This is a genomic window from Jiulongibacter sp. NS-SX5 (assembly GCF_052828545.1).
Map to the genome: position 1 here is coordinate 147,147 of NZ_CM128248.1, position 15,401 is coordinate 162,547.

18 protein-coding genes are annotated in these 15,401 nt (G+C 39.8%); 5 read left to right on the forward strand and 13 right to left on the reverse strand.

Annotated features, from left to right (window positions below; all coding sequences use genetic code 11):
- Positions 1-10: 10 nt before the first annotated feature.
- The 11 genes from ACUXV0_RS00515 to ACUXV0_RS00565 form a co-directional block, all read right to left on the reverse strand.
- Positions 11-388, reverse strand: a complete 378-nt coding sequence (locus tag ACUXV0_RS00515; protein ID WP_446191095.1) for a nuclear transport factor 2 family protein — start codon at positions 386-388, stop codon at positions 11-13.
- Positions 389-532: 144 nt separating this feature from the next.
- Positions 533-958 carry a group III truncated hemoglobin gene (locus ACUXV0_RS00520; RefSeq protein ID WP_446191096.1) on the reverse strand — a complete coding sequence of 142 codons (426 nt, stop codon included), beginning with the start codon at positions 956-958 and terminating at the stop codon, positions 533-535.
- Positions 959-962: 4 nt separating this feature from the next.
- Positions 963-1,307 (reverse strand): cupin domain-containing protein, encoded by a 345-nt coding sequence (locus ACUXV0_RS00525; RefSeq protein WP_446191097.1) that lies wholly within the window; start codon positions 1,305-1,307, stop codon positions 963-965.
- Between the two features lie 191 nt (positions 1,308-1,498).
- Complete coding sequence (locus ACUXV0_RS00530; RefSeq protein ID WP_446191098.1) at positions 1,499-2,062, reverse strand: NADPH-dependent FMN reductase; 564 nt, start codon at positions 2,060-2,062, stop codon at positions 1,499-1,501.
- Positions 2,063-2,294: 232 nt separating this feature from the next.
- The gene (locus ACUXV0_RS00535) at positions 2,295-2,858 is read right to left on the reverse strand and encodes a hypothetical protein (RefSeq protein WP_446191099.1); all 564 of its coding nucleotides are present in this window, start codon (positions 2,856-2,858) and stop codon (positions 2,295-2,297) included.
- Between the two features lie 163 nt (positions 2,859-3,021).
- Positions 3,022-3,816, reverse strand: coding sequence for a cation transporter (locus ACUXV0_RS00540; RefSeq protein WP_446191100.1), 795 nt, complete (start codon positions 3,814-3,816; stop codon positions 3,022-3,024).
- 448 nt (positions 3,817-4,264) lie between these two features.
- A complete protein-coding gene (locus ACUXV0_RS00545) occupies positions 4,265-4,399 on the reverse strand; it encodes a hypothetical protein (RefSeq protein WP_446191101.1) in 135 nt (44 codons plus the stop codon).
- A 1-nt stretch (position 4,400) separates the two neighbouring features.
- Positions 4,401-4,715 (reverse strand): YbjQ family protein, encoded by a 315-nt coding sequence (locus tag ACUXV0_RS00550; protein ID WP_446191102.1) that lies wholly within the window; start codon positions 4,713-4,715, stop codon positions 4,401-4,403.
- A gap of 110 nt (positions 4,716-4,825) precedes the next feature.
- Complete coding sequence (locus ACUXV0_RS00555; protein ID WP_446191103.1) at positions 4,826-5,257, reverse strand: ABA4-like family protein; 432 nt, start codon at positions 5,255-5,257, stop codon at positions 4,826-4,828.
- Positions 5,258-5,259: 2 nt separating this feature from the next.
- Entirely contained in the window at positions 5,260-5,733 is a 474-nt protein-coding gene (locus tag ACUXV0_RS00560; protein ID WP_446191104.1) for an OsmC family protein, read from the reverse strand.
- 27 nt (positions 5,734-5,760) lie between these two features.
- Complete coding sequence (locus ACUXV0_RS00565) at positions 5,761-6,396, reverse strand: pyridoxamine 5'-phosphate oxidase family protein (RefSeq protein WP_446191105.1); 636 nt, start codon at positions 6,394-6,396, stop codon at positions 5,761-5,763.
- Between the two features lie 82 nt (positions 6,397-6,478).
- Between ACUXV0_RS00565 and ACUXV0_RS00570 the strand changes: the two genes are divergently transcribed.
- Positions 6,479-7,921 carry an aminotransferase-like domain-containing protein gene (locus tag ACUXV0_RS00570; protein ID WP_446191106.1) on the forward strand — a complete coding sequence of 481 codons (1,443 nt, stop codon included), beginning with the start codon at positions 6,479-6,481 and terminating at the stop codon, positions 7,919-7,921.
- 4 nt (positions 7,922-7,925) lie between these two features.
- Here ACUXV0_RS00570 and ACUXV0_RS00575 read toward each other — a convergent pair whose 3' ends face one another.
- Positions 7,926-8,678 carry a hypothetical protein gene (locus tag ACUXV0_RS00575; protein ID WP_446191107.1) on the reverse strand — a complete coding sequence of 251 codons (753 nt, stop codon included), beginning with the start codon at positions 8,676-8,678 and terminating at the stop codon, positions 7,926-7,928.
- 146 nt (positions 8,679-8,824) lie between these two features.
- Between ACUXV0_RS00575 and ACUXV0_RS00580 the strand changes: the two genes are divergently transcribed.
- Positions 8,825-11,095 (forward strand): PQQ-dependent sugar dehydrogenase, encoded by a 2,271-nt coding sequence (locus tag ACUXV0_RS00580; protein WP_446191108.1) that lies wholly within the window; start codon positions 8,825-8,827, stop codon positions 11,093-11,095.
- A gap of 27 nt (positions 11,096-11,122) precedes the next feature.
- Here the strand turns inward: ACUXV0_RS00580 and ACUXV0_RS00585 are convergent, their stop codons facing one another.
- Complete coding sequence (locus tag ACUXV0_RS00585; RefSeq protein WP_446191109.1) at positions 11,123-11,806, reverse strand: NUDIX hydrolase; 684 nt, start codon at positions 11,804-11,806, stop codon at positions 11,123-11,125.
- 83 nt (positions 11,807-11,889) lie between these two features.
- On the opposite strand from ACUXV0_RS00585, the gene ACUXV0_RS00590 reads away from it, so the two are divergent.
- The 3 genes from ACUXV0_RS00590 (at position 11,890) to ACUXV0_RS00600 (ending at position 15,294) form a co-directional block, all read left to right on the forward strand.
- Entirely contained in the window at positions 11,890-12,927 is a 1,038-nt protein-coding gene (locus ACUXV0_RS00590; protein ID WP_446191110.1) for a glycoside hydrolase family 113, read from the forward strand.
- A complete protein-coding gene (locus ACUXV0_RS00595; RefSeq protein WP_446191111.1) occupies positions 12,917-13,897 on the forward strand; it encodes an OmpA family protein in 981 nt (326 codons plus the stop codon). Before ACUXV0_RS00590 ends, ACUXV0_RS00595 begins: the two co-directional genes overlap by 11 nt.
- 65 nt (positions 13,898-13,962) lie before the next feature.
- A complete protein-coding gene (locus tag ACUXV0_RS00600) occupies positions 13,963-15,294 on the forward strand; it encodes a GntP family permease (protein WP_446191112.1) in 1,332 nt (443 codons plus the stop codon).
- The last annotated feature ends 107 nt before the right edge of the window (positions 15,295-15,401 follow it).

Consider the following 15,401-nt stretch of genomic DNA (forward strand, 5'->3'; position numbering starts at 1 on the left):
TGATTTGAGTTTATATTGTAATCACGTATGATGTTATAAGTTTTATTTTCACACCTTTTGCTCCTTTAAATTTGTAGAAGTCCGAGAACGCATATTTTTTTCCATTCTGCATTTTCATAATTCCATTTGTTGCTCCTTCTTTTCCGTGGGATAAGATTTGGTCAATTGTCAATTCGGCCGCCTTTTCGGATTTCATTTTTTCTAATTCCTTTCTAAATTTTTCTTTTCCCTCAATTTTTTTGTCGCCAATTATTTCCCAAACAATTTCATCAGTCACACTTTCGATAATAAATTCCACGTTTCCTTTTGCAAATGCAATGTTGAATTCTTTTAGAAACTCCATTTTCGGTGAGTTTCCACAATTTGGACTTGAAATAATTTTTGTCATTTTACAGTATTAGTTTCAGCACGTTTTTTTTAGCTTGTTGCCAACGGTTAGTATATGAAAAGTAGGCGATTTCGAAGCCTGAATCTTTCGGTTAAGCACAAAGTTTGATACGAGTCAAAAGCCTTGATTTTATTGCTATTTCGCCTATTTTTTATATACATTGTTATCTGCTGGCTTTTTATTTTCAGGTCTATTATTCCATATAGTTAAAAATTGTCCTGTGGACATTTTACGAGCTGATTGTTTTGCTTTTAAGGCTAGTTCTCCTTCAAAGAGTTGGTCGATAGTTTCAAACCAAAGTTGTAGCCAAGTTCCAAAGTGGGTTTGAGTTATAGAATGGTTCAAATTTTTGTCAACGTTTATGTGTTTCATTGACGGGCTCCCTTTAAACTTTGCTATACCAAATAAATTGGTTTCCCAAAAATCAGTCAGTTTTTCAAGGTGTACTGGCCATTCTTCTTCCGGAATATGGCTATTGAAAATTGGACCTAATGATTCGTTCTTCCGAATTTTTGAGTAGAACGTATGTACTAATTTACTAATGTCTTCACGATTATTTATTGTATCCATTACATTAAGAATTATCAGCGACTTGCTTTACTCTAGATACATCATCTAATTTGGATAATGTTAAACGAACAATGCTGTTTTTTTTAGCTGTCAAATCGTGATAAACATTACTTTCCAGCGTGATAATATCTCCCGTTTGAAGCAATTTTATTTCATCTCCTATTCCAAAGCCTATTTCACCTTCTAGAATATGAACTATAATAGGATACGGAGCTTTATGCTCTTTCATTGTTTGTCCATTTTTCAAAAGAACTCTAATTTCCTTTGAAAATGAAGTTTCCAAAATGATTTTAGTGACAACCCGATTATCACTATACTCTATATTTTCATTAAATGACTTGATATTCATTCCATTCTTATTTTATGCTTGCAGATAACGGTTAGCATATGGCAAGTAGGGCAGTAGAAAGCGATAGACTTTCGAGTTTGCATTGAGCCAAAGCGTTGTATTTTGTTTTTAACTTATTCATTTTAAAAGCCAAATCAACGATTTGGCGGTATTTGTAAATCGCACTGACCTTTCGTAAATCACTAAAAGCCCTATTTGCTATATGCAGTGTTAGCTGCTAGCTTTTTGGTCAGTTCCTTAAACGATTCTACTAATTTTTGTAACTCGATTTTTGTGTTTTCATCTTTTATTTCTCCATCTTTTGAGATTTTTCCTTTTACCCCTTGAATCAAAAGAGTTGTGTCATCGGTAAAACAGGTTTGAATAGTTTTCATAATCAGTTTTAATTCTGTATGTCCTTTTTCTCCACTTGCAGATGCTGTTATGAGTCCGACTGGTTTGTCAGAAAACACAGTTGTTGAAACACACCATTCAAGAATATTCTTTAGCCCACTCGGAATGCTGAAAACATATTCAGGTGTACAGATTATGATTCCGTCCGCTTTTAATATTTTAATTCTAAAATCAGCAATTTTTTCAGGCACATTTTCGTCAGTAAGCTCAGTTCTAAAATGTGGAAAATCGGTTAAGTCATCTATTATTTCAAAATCGAATTCGGATTTTTCAGATTCGGATATGAATTTTAGAATCGCTAAATTTCCCGAGTTTCGACTGGCACTTCCACAGATTCCGATTATTTTCTTTTTATCGTTCATTATTTTTCTTTCACGACTATTTTTCAGCTTGCAGCTAACGGTTAGTATATGGCAAGTAGGGCAGTAGAAAGCAATGAACTTTCAAGTTTGCTCTCAGCCAAAACGTTGTATTTTGTTTTTAATTTATTCATTCTTAAAAACCAAATCAACGATTTGGCGGTGTTTCAAATAACTACTGAACTTTCGTAAACCATTGAACGCCCTATTTGCTATATACAGTGTTGGCATTTCGTTATTTTTTTTCTGCCCTTTTAAATCCGTAGAAAATCAAAACGCAACAAATCAATAAGCCAAGAATTGCAGGTATCAATATTGATTTTCCTGACTCACCTGCATTTTGAATACTCCACACCATTTTACCTGTTGCCATAAGAACAACTACCGCTATGCCCATTATTACACTTCGTTTCCAAAAAGCTAATCCTAATGCTATAAATGAAATAGGGATTGTTAAGGTCAGTAGTTGTTTGCTCAGGTTCCATTCACCGTACAGATATTCTTTCTCAAATTCTAAAAAATCAATTACACTCTCACTCACAATCTCGGGCTTTGGAAACCAAAACATACTTGTGAACAACGCAAAAATGGAAATCATCATTCCTGTAAAACTTTTTCTGTAAGCGAAATAGCAAAATGGAAGCAAAAACAAAGGTCGTAAATACCAACTCCATTGATTATGGTGTCGTTCAAAAACCCAATCAAAGAATGGTTTGTTTGTCATTGAAATCACAATGAAGTTGATTGTCAGGATTAAAAAAACACCTCCTACCAATAAATCTTTATTTCTACTTTTCATCTGTTTTATTTAATGAATGCCAACGGTTCCGGCTATGATTAGTTGCGTGGTTTAGCATTTAACTTTGCAAGTACACACCAAACTGAAAATCCGCAAGGATTTTCAGAAGTAGGCGAGAACAAGCAATTACTTATAGCCATTGTTGTGGTTAGTGTTTTTTTATTTATTTACTCAATTTTAAAATTCTAAAAGCACCTTGAATTACCAAAACAAAAACTATTGTTCCGATAATCAAATCAGGTTTGCTTGAACTCAACCAGTTTACCAAAAGTCCAGCTGTTATTACTCCTAAATTTATAATCACATCGTTTGAAGTGAAAATCATACTTGCTTTCATATGTGCCTCTTCTTTGCTCTTTGACTTTTGCAAAATATAAAGACAAATTCCGTTTGCGATAAGTGCAAAAACCGAAACGATAATCATTGTAGAAAAATCGGGAAGATTCTCGGCTCCGAAAAATCTTCTTAAAACTTCCATAAATCCAATAATCGCAAGTGCTATTTGAAAATATCCAGCAAGTTTAGCAATTCGCTTTTTCTTAATTAAAGTTCCTCCAACTGCAAACAAACTAATTCCGTACACAAAACTATCCGCAAGCATATCTAAACTGTCGGCAATAAGCCCCATTGATTTTGAGATAATTCCTGTAGTCATTTCTATTAGGAAGAAAGCAAAATTTATGGCAAGTACAGACCAAAGTAGTTTTCTCTGATTTTTGTTTTCTTTAAATTCAGTTTGGTCGGTTTGTTCTGTTGAGATTTTTTTTCCGCCTAAATTCAGTTCTATAACTGACTTTTCGATTTGGTCAATTTCTCCGCTATGAAAAACGGTCAATTTTCGGTTGGGAATGTCAAAGGCCAAATTCACAATACTCGAGTTTCCGTCCAATTTCATCCGGATTAGATTTTCCTCCGAAGGACAGTCCATTTTAGTAATCTCAAATATTGTTTTATTCATTTAGTTTCTCGGTTTTTTTACATTAACCACAACGTGCGAATTAACGAATGTCTCTTTTCCGTCGGAAAAAGGAATGTCGTTAATCTGCAATCCATGAGCAAGATAGATTAACATTGTTCTCAATCCAATAGATTTTTTATTGAAGCAAATTGATGTGTTGCCATATGCTTGTAAATCTAAGTTGTCTTACTGCTATTATGACCGAATAAGGTTTGTATATATCTTAATTCAGTTCCCGCCTCCAATAAATACGTGGTAAAACCATGCATTATTGCTATGATTTCGGCTATATGGAGTTTTCTGATGATGAAATCTTAATCGTACGAGCTAAACTAACGTAGGCTAATATACGAATTTGTCTTTTGGCCTTTCTGACAATATTTCTCAAAATGGTTCAGCCGAAGAAATCTTTAAAAGTTGAGTAGATTCGAGGAAATAAAAACAGCACTCAATTATCCCTTTTCTCAAAATCTTCCTTATTGCGATTATTGATGCGTTTGATGATAAGGTAGAGTAGAATCAGAAATAGGATAAAAAACACTGCACCTTCTATATTTAAAATGATCCATGGAAGCTTCTCCATTTTATTTCAACTTAACAGCCGTACCTACGGCTAATATTTCTGAGCACCCCTGCATCACCATAGAAGTGGTAAATCTGATATTGACAATGGCATCTGCTCCGATTCTTTTGCCGTCATTGATCATTCGCTGTAGAGCCTGTTCTCTGGCATGAGCCTGCAGTTGAGTATATTCTTCTATTTCGCCACCGACAATATTCTTAAGCCCCGCAAAAATATCTCTACCGATATTACGGGCTCTTACGGTGCTGCCTCTGGCAATGCCTAAAATCTGATCAATTTCCTGATTTGGGATGGTTTCTGTAGTGGTAACAAGCATAGTTTTCTAATTGTTTATAACTCTAATTTACACCATACCTGAGTATTCTGTTAGCAAAATAGATAAACAGCAGCCGCAGATTTTGAGTGGCTTGCGGGAATTATGAATGGCTAAAATTCATGACACCACTTTTTGGTTTTGAATGCTCTTACGATCATGAAAAGCAGAACTCCAAATGGACCCAGCATAAAGGTGAAAAGCTGACATGGGAAAAGTAAAAGCCTGCTTATGCCATTCTTAAGGCCATTTTTGGTAATATATAAGCCTGCTAAGAGGTCAAATGCCAGGTAGTGAATCCAGCCAATAAGAACGTTTTCGGGTGCTGCATTTAAGCTGGCGAGTGCTTCAAGTGAATTGAAATTTTGCATGGTTTCCAGATCAAAAGTGGTAAAAACCATTGCAGCGTAGGTGGCAGCCAGGCCGGCAATGACGATTCCAAAGAGCCATTGATAGACCTTGGGTTTATGAGCAAAGGCAATCAGGATGATCCAGCTCAGCAGAGCTATTATATTGACTAATTTGAAAGCTAATGCTACATCCATGTCTATCCGATTATGATTTCTACTTCATGCTTTACCGGAAAGTTACAGGACTTGGCTATAAAACAAAAATCATTGGCCTTTTCATGCAAGCTTTTGGCCAGAGCCAGTTGAGGCTCAGAGTCTTTGGCTAATACCACTTTAGGTTTCAGTGTTACCTCACTAAATTTTCCGCTTCCGTTGCTTTCTTCCGTCATCAGTCCTTCAGCGGCATCGGTATAAGCGATAACAATGATCTGATTGACCGAGCAAAAGTGCAGATACCACAGCATATGACAAGAGGAGAGTGAGGCTAGAAATAGCTCCTCAGGATTATGTCTTGAAGGGTCACCTCTAAAGGCAGGGTCAGAGCTGCTTTTAATCACGGGTTTAACGCCTATGCTGATATCATGTGACCTCTCATAACTTTTATAATCTGAAGTACCAGAGCCGGTATTGCCGGTCCAGGTGGTGAGCACTTTATACTGGTGTTCTTTCATAAACTTCGGGAGCTTCTTTCTCCAAATTTAATACTTCAAATGATCTGGTAAGGGAATTTTAGCTCCATGTTCATCAGGAACCGGCTGCTGTCGCAATGGTTTGATAGGGATGAGGCCTGTCCAGATCGGTAAGTCCATTTCATCTTTTTCATGACTCGGTGGGCCTTGACGAACTTTAGCAGAGGCCTCATCCAGTGAAAACTCTACCGCCAGTGTCTTGTCGGCCTCTTTTTTACTCATGGGCTTGAGGTAATCCCAGCTATTGGGTACTATCTTATTGGTCAGAGCTTTAAAAATGTCATATTTCTGATCACGATCTTCTATCAATTTGCCCTTGGCAAAAACAACTACAGATCTATAATTCACAGAGTGATGAAAGGCCGTTTTGGCTATCACCAAATCATCAGCCAGCATCACCGAGATACACACGGGTCTTCCGTCAGCCAACATTCTGATAAAATGAGAGCCTACGGAGGCGTGGAGGTAGATGGCATTACCCACTCTTACAAAAGACTGCGGAATGCTGTAGGGTTGGTCGCCCTCGGCATAACTGACGGTACAAAACAGAGCTTCATCCAGAATAGCGTAGATGTCTTCATTGGTATATGATGCTCTCTGGTTGGCGTAGCGGCTTGGTGTAGTTCTTTCTGTTTTTCTTTCCATTTGATTTTGATTTGGTAGTTCAAAAGTAGAAGTTTGCCGGATGGTCTTGGTAGTCCAATATTTACAAAATAAGTAGTCCGGTATGTTTCAGGATTTAATTGAAATCAATAAAGAAGCTGAAAAGCCTGTGTTCAGGCAATTGGCAGATCAGATCAAACTGCTGATAGAGCAGGGTGTTTTGAAAGCAGGTAGTCAGATACCCGGTACACGGAAATTGGCAGAAATGCTGGAGCTGCATCGCAAAACGGTAGTGGCGGCTATTGACGAGTTATTGATCGCCGGCTGGCTGGAGACCGTCCCCGGCAAAGGAACCTATGTGCAGCAGCAAATAGATAGTGCCCCCAAAAGTATGAAGGGAGAGGTCAAAGGTTTGGTGGCTCCCAAGATCATAGCCCCGTCTTCTTTAAAAAGAAACCTGAGACTCACTACTGAAAAGTACAGGCTTGATGATGGATTGCCAGATCCTCGCTTAGCTCCCGTGGCCGAATTAAACAGGGCTTATAAAACGGCCCTTACTCAGGGCAATCAATTTTTAAAATTTGCTTACGGTGAAACCCTCGGGAACGGAGCACTGCGAGAGGTTTTGGTAGATTACCTATGGCAAAGTCGTGGACTGAAGGTCAAAAAAGAGCAGATTTTGATAACCCGTGGGGTGACTCAGGCCCTCTACTTATTTATTCAAGGTTTTATTTCGGCGGCAGATATGGTGGCGGTGCCGGAGCTGAATTGGGAGTCTGCCAATGTCAATTTTAAGCATCATCAAGCTGACTTGATCAAAGTGAAGGTGGATGAATTCGGACTTGATACAGATCATCTGGAAATCCTCTGTGAGCAGCATCAAATAAAAGCAGTGTATGTGACCCCGCATCATCAATACCCCACCACGGTGATTATGCCTGCTTCCAGAAGACTGAAACTCATTCAGCTTGCCCGAAAATATGGCTTCTATATTTTTGAAGACGATTACGATTATGATTTTCACTATGCCAGTCATCCACTGATGCCGCTGGCTTCTACCGAGCATGGCGATTTTGTGTTTTATACAGGCTCATTTACCAAAGCTATTTCTCCTGTTTTCAGGGTTGGGTATTTGGTGGCTCATGAAGATCAGATAGATCTTTTAGCCAAAATAAGACGACTGATAGACCGGCAAGGAGATACCATTTTAGAGCTTGCTTTGGCAGAGCTATTACGGCTGGGTCTGGTGCAGCGATATTTGAAAAAGAATCGTAAAATCTACGAACAGCGTAGAGATCATTTCTCTGATTTACTGCATTCAGAGTTAGGTGATTACATCAATTTTGAGAAGCCAGCCGGTGGACTTTCTGTCTGGGCTTTATTTGATGATCAAATAGATATCAAAAAGCTTTCCGCAAAGGCTCATCAGCAGGATTTGTACCTGCAAGACGGTGAACAATTCGATAGTTCTGGTCAAAAAATAAATGCTACGCGTATGGGTTTTGCTTCGTCTAGTTTGGAGGAGTTAGAAGCTTCTGTACAGATTTTGAAAGGCTTACTTTCTTAAAGGGCTACATCAAAAAGTTGAGGTATTTGATCACATCTTCCTTGTGATGAAAGTCTATATTCTCTTGTTTTAAGAATTGTTTGACTGCCTTTTTATCTGTGCTAAAGTGTTTGATGAAATAGCCGTTCTTTTCCACTTTTAGAGCTTTATTGCCTTTGATAAGAAAATACACAGGTTTGGGTATAAAGCTGGCTACATATTTCTTCTTGTCTACCACGTAGCCTTGCAGCTGATTTGAGACGTCATTGTCCTGAAATTTATCAAGCCGTTCTATGAGTTTATAGCCTTGTTTTTCAAATTCTGTTGGGGCAAAAAATCCATAAGTGAGGATATCAATGTCTGGGTAGGCCAAAAAGGTAGTGCTGTCTACGGTGAAGTATTCAGGCTGAACTAAAGTGCCGGCTCCAAAAGTATTATTGAGCTTAAAATAGGTTCTGTGAAACACCTGATTATAGCTTAGATAGCCATCCAGAGGGATTTGATTAGGTAATTTGACGGTCGCTTTTACCCATTGCTGATCCAGATAGTAGGGAGTGCCTTGATAATAAATGCGAGTGATCTTTTGAGAACCATTTAGAATTGACTTTTCTACCTTCACGAGTTCAGGCTTACCATCTTCGTTATTTTTGATCTCAAAATACTCTTCAATCTTATACTCGGGGTTTTGTTCTACGATGTCACGCATGACATCATAGTTCTGACTCATGGCAAAATGATATCCTGAAATGAAAGTGAAAAGGAGCAATAGGTTTTTCATAGTTATAGGGTAAACCGCCTTCATGGTGTTGCGTAAATGAAGAAGACGTCTGTTTTCAATAGGGTGTTTTTCTTTTTTAAATCATTGAAGGCCAAAAGTTTTAAGATTGAAAGAATTAACCTGAACTTTGAGAACAGACCTTGCGAATGAAAGAGCTCTATATGACTAAAATACAACTTTCCATCAGTTTTCTGATTGGCTTCCTGATATTTGTTAATCCCGTTTTCGCCCAACCACCCGGCTTCGTCGATGAATTGCTATCAGATGACTGGAATACCCCCACAGGCCTGACTTTTGATAAAACAGGTCAGCTTTATGTCTGGACCAAACCCGGTCAGGTTTTCGCGGTAAATAAAACTAATGGAGAAAAAAGTCTATTACTTGACCTCAATCAGGAGGTCTATGATTATCTGGATCATGGTCTAAACGGTTTGGCCTTACATCCTGATTTTGAGCATAATGGCTATATGTACCTTCTGTACACGGTAGACCGTAACTATTTGTATTTCAAAGATTCTTCCTTTTATGATCCAGGACTGAATGATCAGTTTTCAGCGACGATCGGAAGAATTACAAGATACACTCTGGACTCTGGCAAAGTAGTAGCAGGTTCACGAAAAATCATTCTGGGGGACCGTCATGATAATGGTATCCCGATTCTCATGGATAACCATGGAGTGGGTTCTCTGGTATTTGGGGCAGATACTAGTCTTCTGGTCACTGCCGGTGATGTGGCTATTGCCAAAAATCCACCTTTTCAGAATGGCGACCCTTTTTATTATGAGTTGGTGACGCTCCCTTTAGAGGAAGGAATCATTACGGAAGATCAGAATATTGGACCTTATAGGTCTCAGCATCTCAACTCATTGAACGGGAAATTGCTTCGCATCAATCCAGAAACTGGAGAAGGATATAGCTCAAACCCTTTTTATGAAGAAGGCAATCCAGCATCTGCTGCTTCTAGAATCTGGGCATACGGACTACGAAACCCTTTCAGGTTCAGTGTAAAGCCAGGAACCGGCTCCACGAATGTAGAAGACGGAAGCCCAGGCGAAATCTATGTAGGTGATGTAGGCTGGGCCAGTAGAGAAGAAATTAATGTGATTACTGAGGGTGGCCAGAATTTTGGCTGGCCGTATTGGGAGGGCATCAGCTACGATACAGAGTGGTTTGATGACCCTGCTTATAAACCTGAAAATCCACTTCCACCGATTTTAGAGTGGAGGGGAGACCGGGCTCAGGCCTTTATTGAAGGTGAGGCTTATGGTGTGGGTTCGCCGGAATTTAAAGGAGAAAATTTCACAGGTAACTCGGCAATAGGAGGCCTTTGGCTTACCACAGATCACTTTCCGGGTTATAAAGACACCTATATCGCGGCGGATTATCAGGGCTGGATCAGAAATTTCAAATTTGATTTCAGAGGTTTACCCTACGAAGTGGAACTGTTGGTAGATGGGGTACATCCTACCTGTATAGCCGAAGATCCAACAGATGGTAGTCTCTATTACGTGAATTTGTTTTACCCTTCCACTAATGAAATAAGGCACTTATATAACGAGGAGAACCCGAATTTTCCTCCTGAAACCAACGCATCGGTAGGACCAACTTTTGGGGATTCTCCATTGACAGTTTATCTGGACGCCAGATCATCTTCTGATCCTGAAGGAGGTCCGTTGACTTTTGAGTGGGATTTTGGCAATACGCTTACGAGTAATAACAACTTTGAAACGTTTATCTATTACAGCGATAAGCAACAAACGTTCTACCCAAAAGTCACTATCACAGATCAGGAAGGAAAGTCTACCGTAAAGAGATTCAGAGTATTTGTGAATAATTATCCGCCCGAAATCAAATCCTTGAATATTGATGGTATCTCAACATTCAGCAATGAATCGGGTTTTGAGACTACTGTCTCTGCCACAGTAGAAAATCATATTCCTGACGAGGTTTTATTCTACGAATGGTCAGTGATTTTGCATCATGATGAGCATACTCATCTCATTACTTCATATAGAACAGAAACTGCAGCTATAAACCTGGCACCTATTCCCTGTGATGATCAGGTGTATTTCTACGAAGTAAAACTTAGTGTGATTGATAATGAGGGACTTAGTAGTAGTTATTCGCATATCATTACACCGGTTTGTGAAGATGAAGAGCCACCTGTGGTCCTCAGTTTGAGTCCCAATCCGGTGAATAATCAAATCAATATCAGAGGAAAGGATTTACTGGATGAAACCGAGGTAGACTATATGATTTTTGATAATCATGGGAGATTATTGGATAGAAATCAAGGGGTTTGGAAACAACTCAAAAGAGATTTAAACTCTTCTTTATCCGATTTTAATCCAGGTGTTTATATACTGAAAATGGTGACAGAGGAGTATTCCCAATCGTTTAAGTTTGTCAAAGAGTAACGATTTACTCCGCAGAATCACTTTCAATCAAATGGTTAATTGAGCCATCAGCTCAAAATCTCCTACTTCCTTTAAATATAAGTAGTTAAGCAGTAGTCCGTTGGTATTATTGATGAGTCGGTGTGCCTCTGCAAAAGGAAAAACGTGGGTGGTGATGAACTCATGCTCTTCCTGCGTACCGTGTTCCTGATTCTCAAAAGCTTTGATTTGCTCTTTTGTCATCTCAATTTCACAGGCGAAAAAATACATGCCTTCATCACTGGTGCCTGTGCTGGGGTAAAATACCTTGCCTTTTGAGAGATCTATCAGCTGATCTGAATCGATACTGATACCCGTTTCTTCCTCAATTTCCTGAATAGCCATGGAAGCAGGGCTTCGAGTGCCATCTACCATACCAGCCGGGTGTTCATAGCTTAATTCTCCGGAGGCAATTCTTCTTTGACGAACCAGTAAAAGATGTTTCTCTTTTGTGTCTTGCTGAATCAAACAAATGAGCATACACACCACATCACCTTTCAAAAAACAGATGGGAGGTATTTTATTACCCTCGGGCGTGGTTGCATCCAGCATTAGAGTGGAGAAGAGTACTTCACCATTATGGTTTCTTCTGCTATGAATTTCTTCAACGCCATGTACCTCAAGACCGTTCTTCTCCAGTTTCTGAAGCCATCTTTTATATTTGTGTGAGGAGCGGAGATTTTCTTCTTGCATTAATCTTTATAAATTGTCTTTCAAAAAAGGCCTAAGTGCTAGAGGTCAGGAAACCTACAAATAGAGTTCAATAAAACCATTCTATGAAAACAAAGCTACTTACTTCAGGAATACTGCTGATTTTGGTTGCTGTATTTTTTTTGAACAGAGAGCAAAAAGAGCCTTTTACTTACAATGGCGAAAAGGTCAATGGTCTTTCTTTTGTGGCCACCAGAGATACCATGACCCAAGATCAATTCAAGGCAGTGAAGCGAGTAAATGCCGAATGGGTCGCCTTCATGCCATACGGTTTTGTAGGAGAAGAAAACACAGAATTACGATTTGTAAGAGAAGGAGCAGAGAACTCGCATCAATGGTGGGGCGAAACTCCGGAAGGCATAAAAACAAGCCTGGGGCTGGCCAGAAAAGAAGGCCTCAGCATTATGATGAAACCTCATATCTGGATCAGACGAGGAACCTTTACCGGTGATTTTGCTCTGGAAACCGAAGAAGAATGGAATGCTTTTGAAAGAACCTATGCCGAGTACATGCTGCAATATGCCAGAATAGCTCAATCTTTTAACGTGGAGTTGTTTTGCATCGGCACAGAAATGGAAACCATGGTTAGAGAAAGGCCAGATTTTTTTCCGGCATTGATCAAGGCCATTAAAAAGGTGTATCGTGGTCAACTCACCTATGCAGAAAACTGGGACGTCTATGACGAAGTACCCTTTTGGAATCAACTGGATTATATAGGCGTAGACGCCTATTTTCCACTGGCAAATGGGGAGAATCCTGATAAAAAGTCCCTTCAGAGAGGATGGAAAAAGCATTTAAAAGAACTGACAAAATTTAGTGCAGAACTGCAAAAGCCCGTTTTGTTCACAGAGTATGGCTATCGCAGCTGCGACTTCTCCACTGAAAAGCCATGGGAGACCGACTATTCTTTACCAGATAATGAAGAACTGCAGGCCAGAGCTTATGAAGTCTTGTATGAAGAAGTATGGTCTCAGCAGTGGTTTGCAGGAGGGTTTTTCTGGAAATGGTTTCCAAAAAAACAGGAAGGACGAGCATCAAGAGACAAATTTTGCCCACAACATAAACTTGCAGAATCAGTAATCGCTAAACACTATGGAAAATAAGAAATGTGCTTTCATTCTAGGTCTTTTATTGACCATCATTTTTAACGCAAAGGCTCAAAAAACGGCCCATTATTACTTTGATGAGGGCTTGGCAGAGCATACCAGAAACTATATCCCTCTGGAGGTAGTAGGAGCTGAAGGAGATTTTGAGCTTGAGGTGGTGCCCAAGTTAGGCCGTGATCCCCGAACAGTCTATGTTTTTCCTTCAAATTCAGGATTGATGTTCAATAATAAACTGATGCCTGATTTTATTCAGGGCTCATATGCCGTGGAGATGTATTTCCGTTTTGATAACGGAGATTTGCTGATTTATGGTCAGCTTCTGGGAAGTGATCTGGACTCCAAGCAAGGGGAGTTTGTTCACCTGGTAATTACCCGAGATGCCGCATCTAAAAAAGTGATCGTTTATAATGATGGAGAAGCCGTTTTAGAGACTGTAGATGCCCAAGATAACCTGGCCATTGAGAAAGGGAATCAGATATTGTTTTTTGTGCAGGAAGGTCAGGCTACTACTTCCGGGGCTGTAGCTTTGCTTCGTATTCATGATTATTTCATCGATAAAGAAGAAGGAAAGACCGTTTTTGAGAATTTCAGTAGCGGAAACCACGATACGGCCTTTGACTTTAATTCAGGGAAATCAACGGTCTTAAACCAATTGTTTTTTGTGAGGGGCGGTTCTGAGCTTAAGCCTGAATCCATTCCGCAGTTAGAATCTTTAGCTTCTAAACTAGAGGAGAATCCAGAGGTAAAGATTGAAATTCAAGGGCATACAGATAACCAAGGCGATCCTGAAAAGAATATCTACTTATCAAGAGAAAGGGCAGAATCTGTAAAGAGTTTTCTTATCAAGAAAGGAATAGGAGAGGAGAGACTCAGTACCAGAGGTTTTGGCAGTGCCAGACCACGTGCCAGTAATGGCTCTGAACGCACCAGAAAACTCAACAGGCGTGTAGAAGTTATGGTATTATAAGCTACGAAAGTAGGATTTAAAAGGGCTATTCGTTTACTTCACGAACTCAACCCTTTCGTTATAAAATGCTTATAATTTTACTGCTTTTGGCAGTGGTTTTGGTAGTCATCAGCACCACCAAACTACATTTACATCCTTTTTTAGCTTTAATTTTTGTAGCCATCCTTTTTGGGCTGGCGGCGGGTATTGAGCCCCAGATGCTCATTCAGAGTATCAATGAAGGTTTTGGTAAAACATTGGGAAGTATTGGCCTGGTCATTATCATTGGTGTAATGATCGGTGCTTTTCTGGAGCATACAGGAGGGGCGGTGAGACTTGCCAATGGTATGCTCAAACTCATTGGTAAAAAGAGAGTTCCGGAGGCCATGTCACTAACTGGTTGGCTTATTTCTATACCGGTTTTTGGTGATAGTGGTTTTGTCATCCTAAACTCCCTGAATAATGCCTTAACCAAAAAAGCCGGACTTTCGTTAACGGTTACCACGGTCTGCTTGGCCACTGGTTTATTGGCAACGCATACCATGGTACCCCCAACTCCGGGACCAATTGCCACGGCCAGTATTATTGAAGCTAATCTAGGTTTGGTGATTGTTTTTGGGGCTGTTATCAGCCTTTTGGCATTGATACCGCCTTTGATATTTGCTAAAAAGTATGCCTCTAAAACCTGGATAGAACCCACTTTGGGAGAGGGGGACTCAGATTTTGAGAAGAAACTGGCTGCTGCTCCTTCGTTTATGAAATCTGTGCTGCCGGTGATCATACCTCTTTTACTAATCGTCCTCAAGTCTGTCAATGACTTCTCACAGTTTGTGAGTGAAGGTGGTGTCAAAGAAATTATAGACTTTTTGGGTACTCCGGTCATTGCTCTCATCTTAGGTCTTCTGTTGGCCTTTCTTTTACCCAAGAGGCTGGAAAAGAAAATGGTGGCTACCGATGGTTGGCTAGGTAAAGCCTTGCTTGATTCGGCATCCATAGTGATGATCACAGGAGCCGGAGGGGTATTTGGCAAGGTGCTTCAAAACGCAGGCCTGGGCGATGTTATTGGTTCGGCTTTGGCCGATTACCCGATCGGTATTCTCTTACCTTTTCTCATTTCTGCTGCTTTAAAAACTGCCCAAGGGTCATCTACCGTGGCCATGATCACCACGGCCTCTATTTTATCACCTATGTTACCGCAATTGGGGCTTGATTCTGAGGTGTCAAGAGCATTGGTAGTTCTGGCCATTGGATCTGGTTCTGCAGTGGTATCTCATGTGAGTGATAGTTTCTTTTGGTTGGTTACTCAAATGACAGGAATGAGTATTTCACAAGGCTACCGATTGCATACCGTAGCCACAGGTATTTTGGGGGCTTCTTGTTTTATTTTGATTTACGTAGCAAAGCTAATTTGGGGATGATGCCATTCGGCAATAGATAGTTTTTGACTTAATCCCTATCCTTATAGTTCAAAATTCGCTGTTCATCTACTTCATTTTCAATGACTGGCTGGTGATGGTACTTTTGT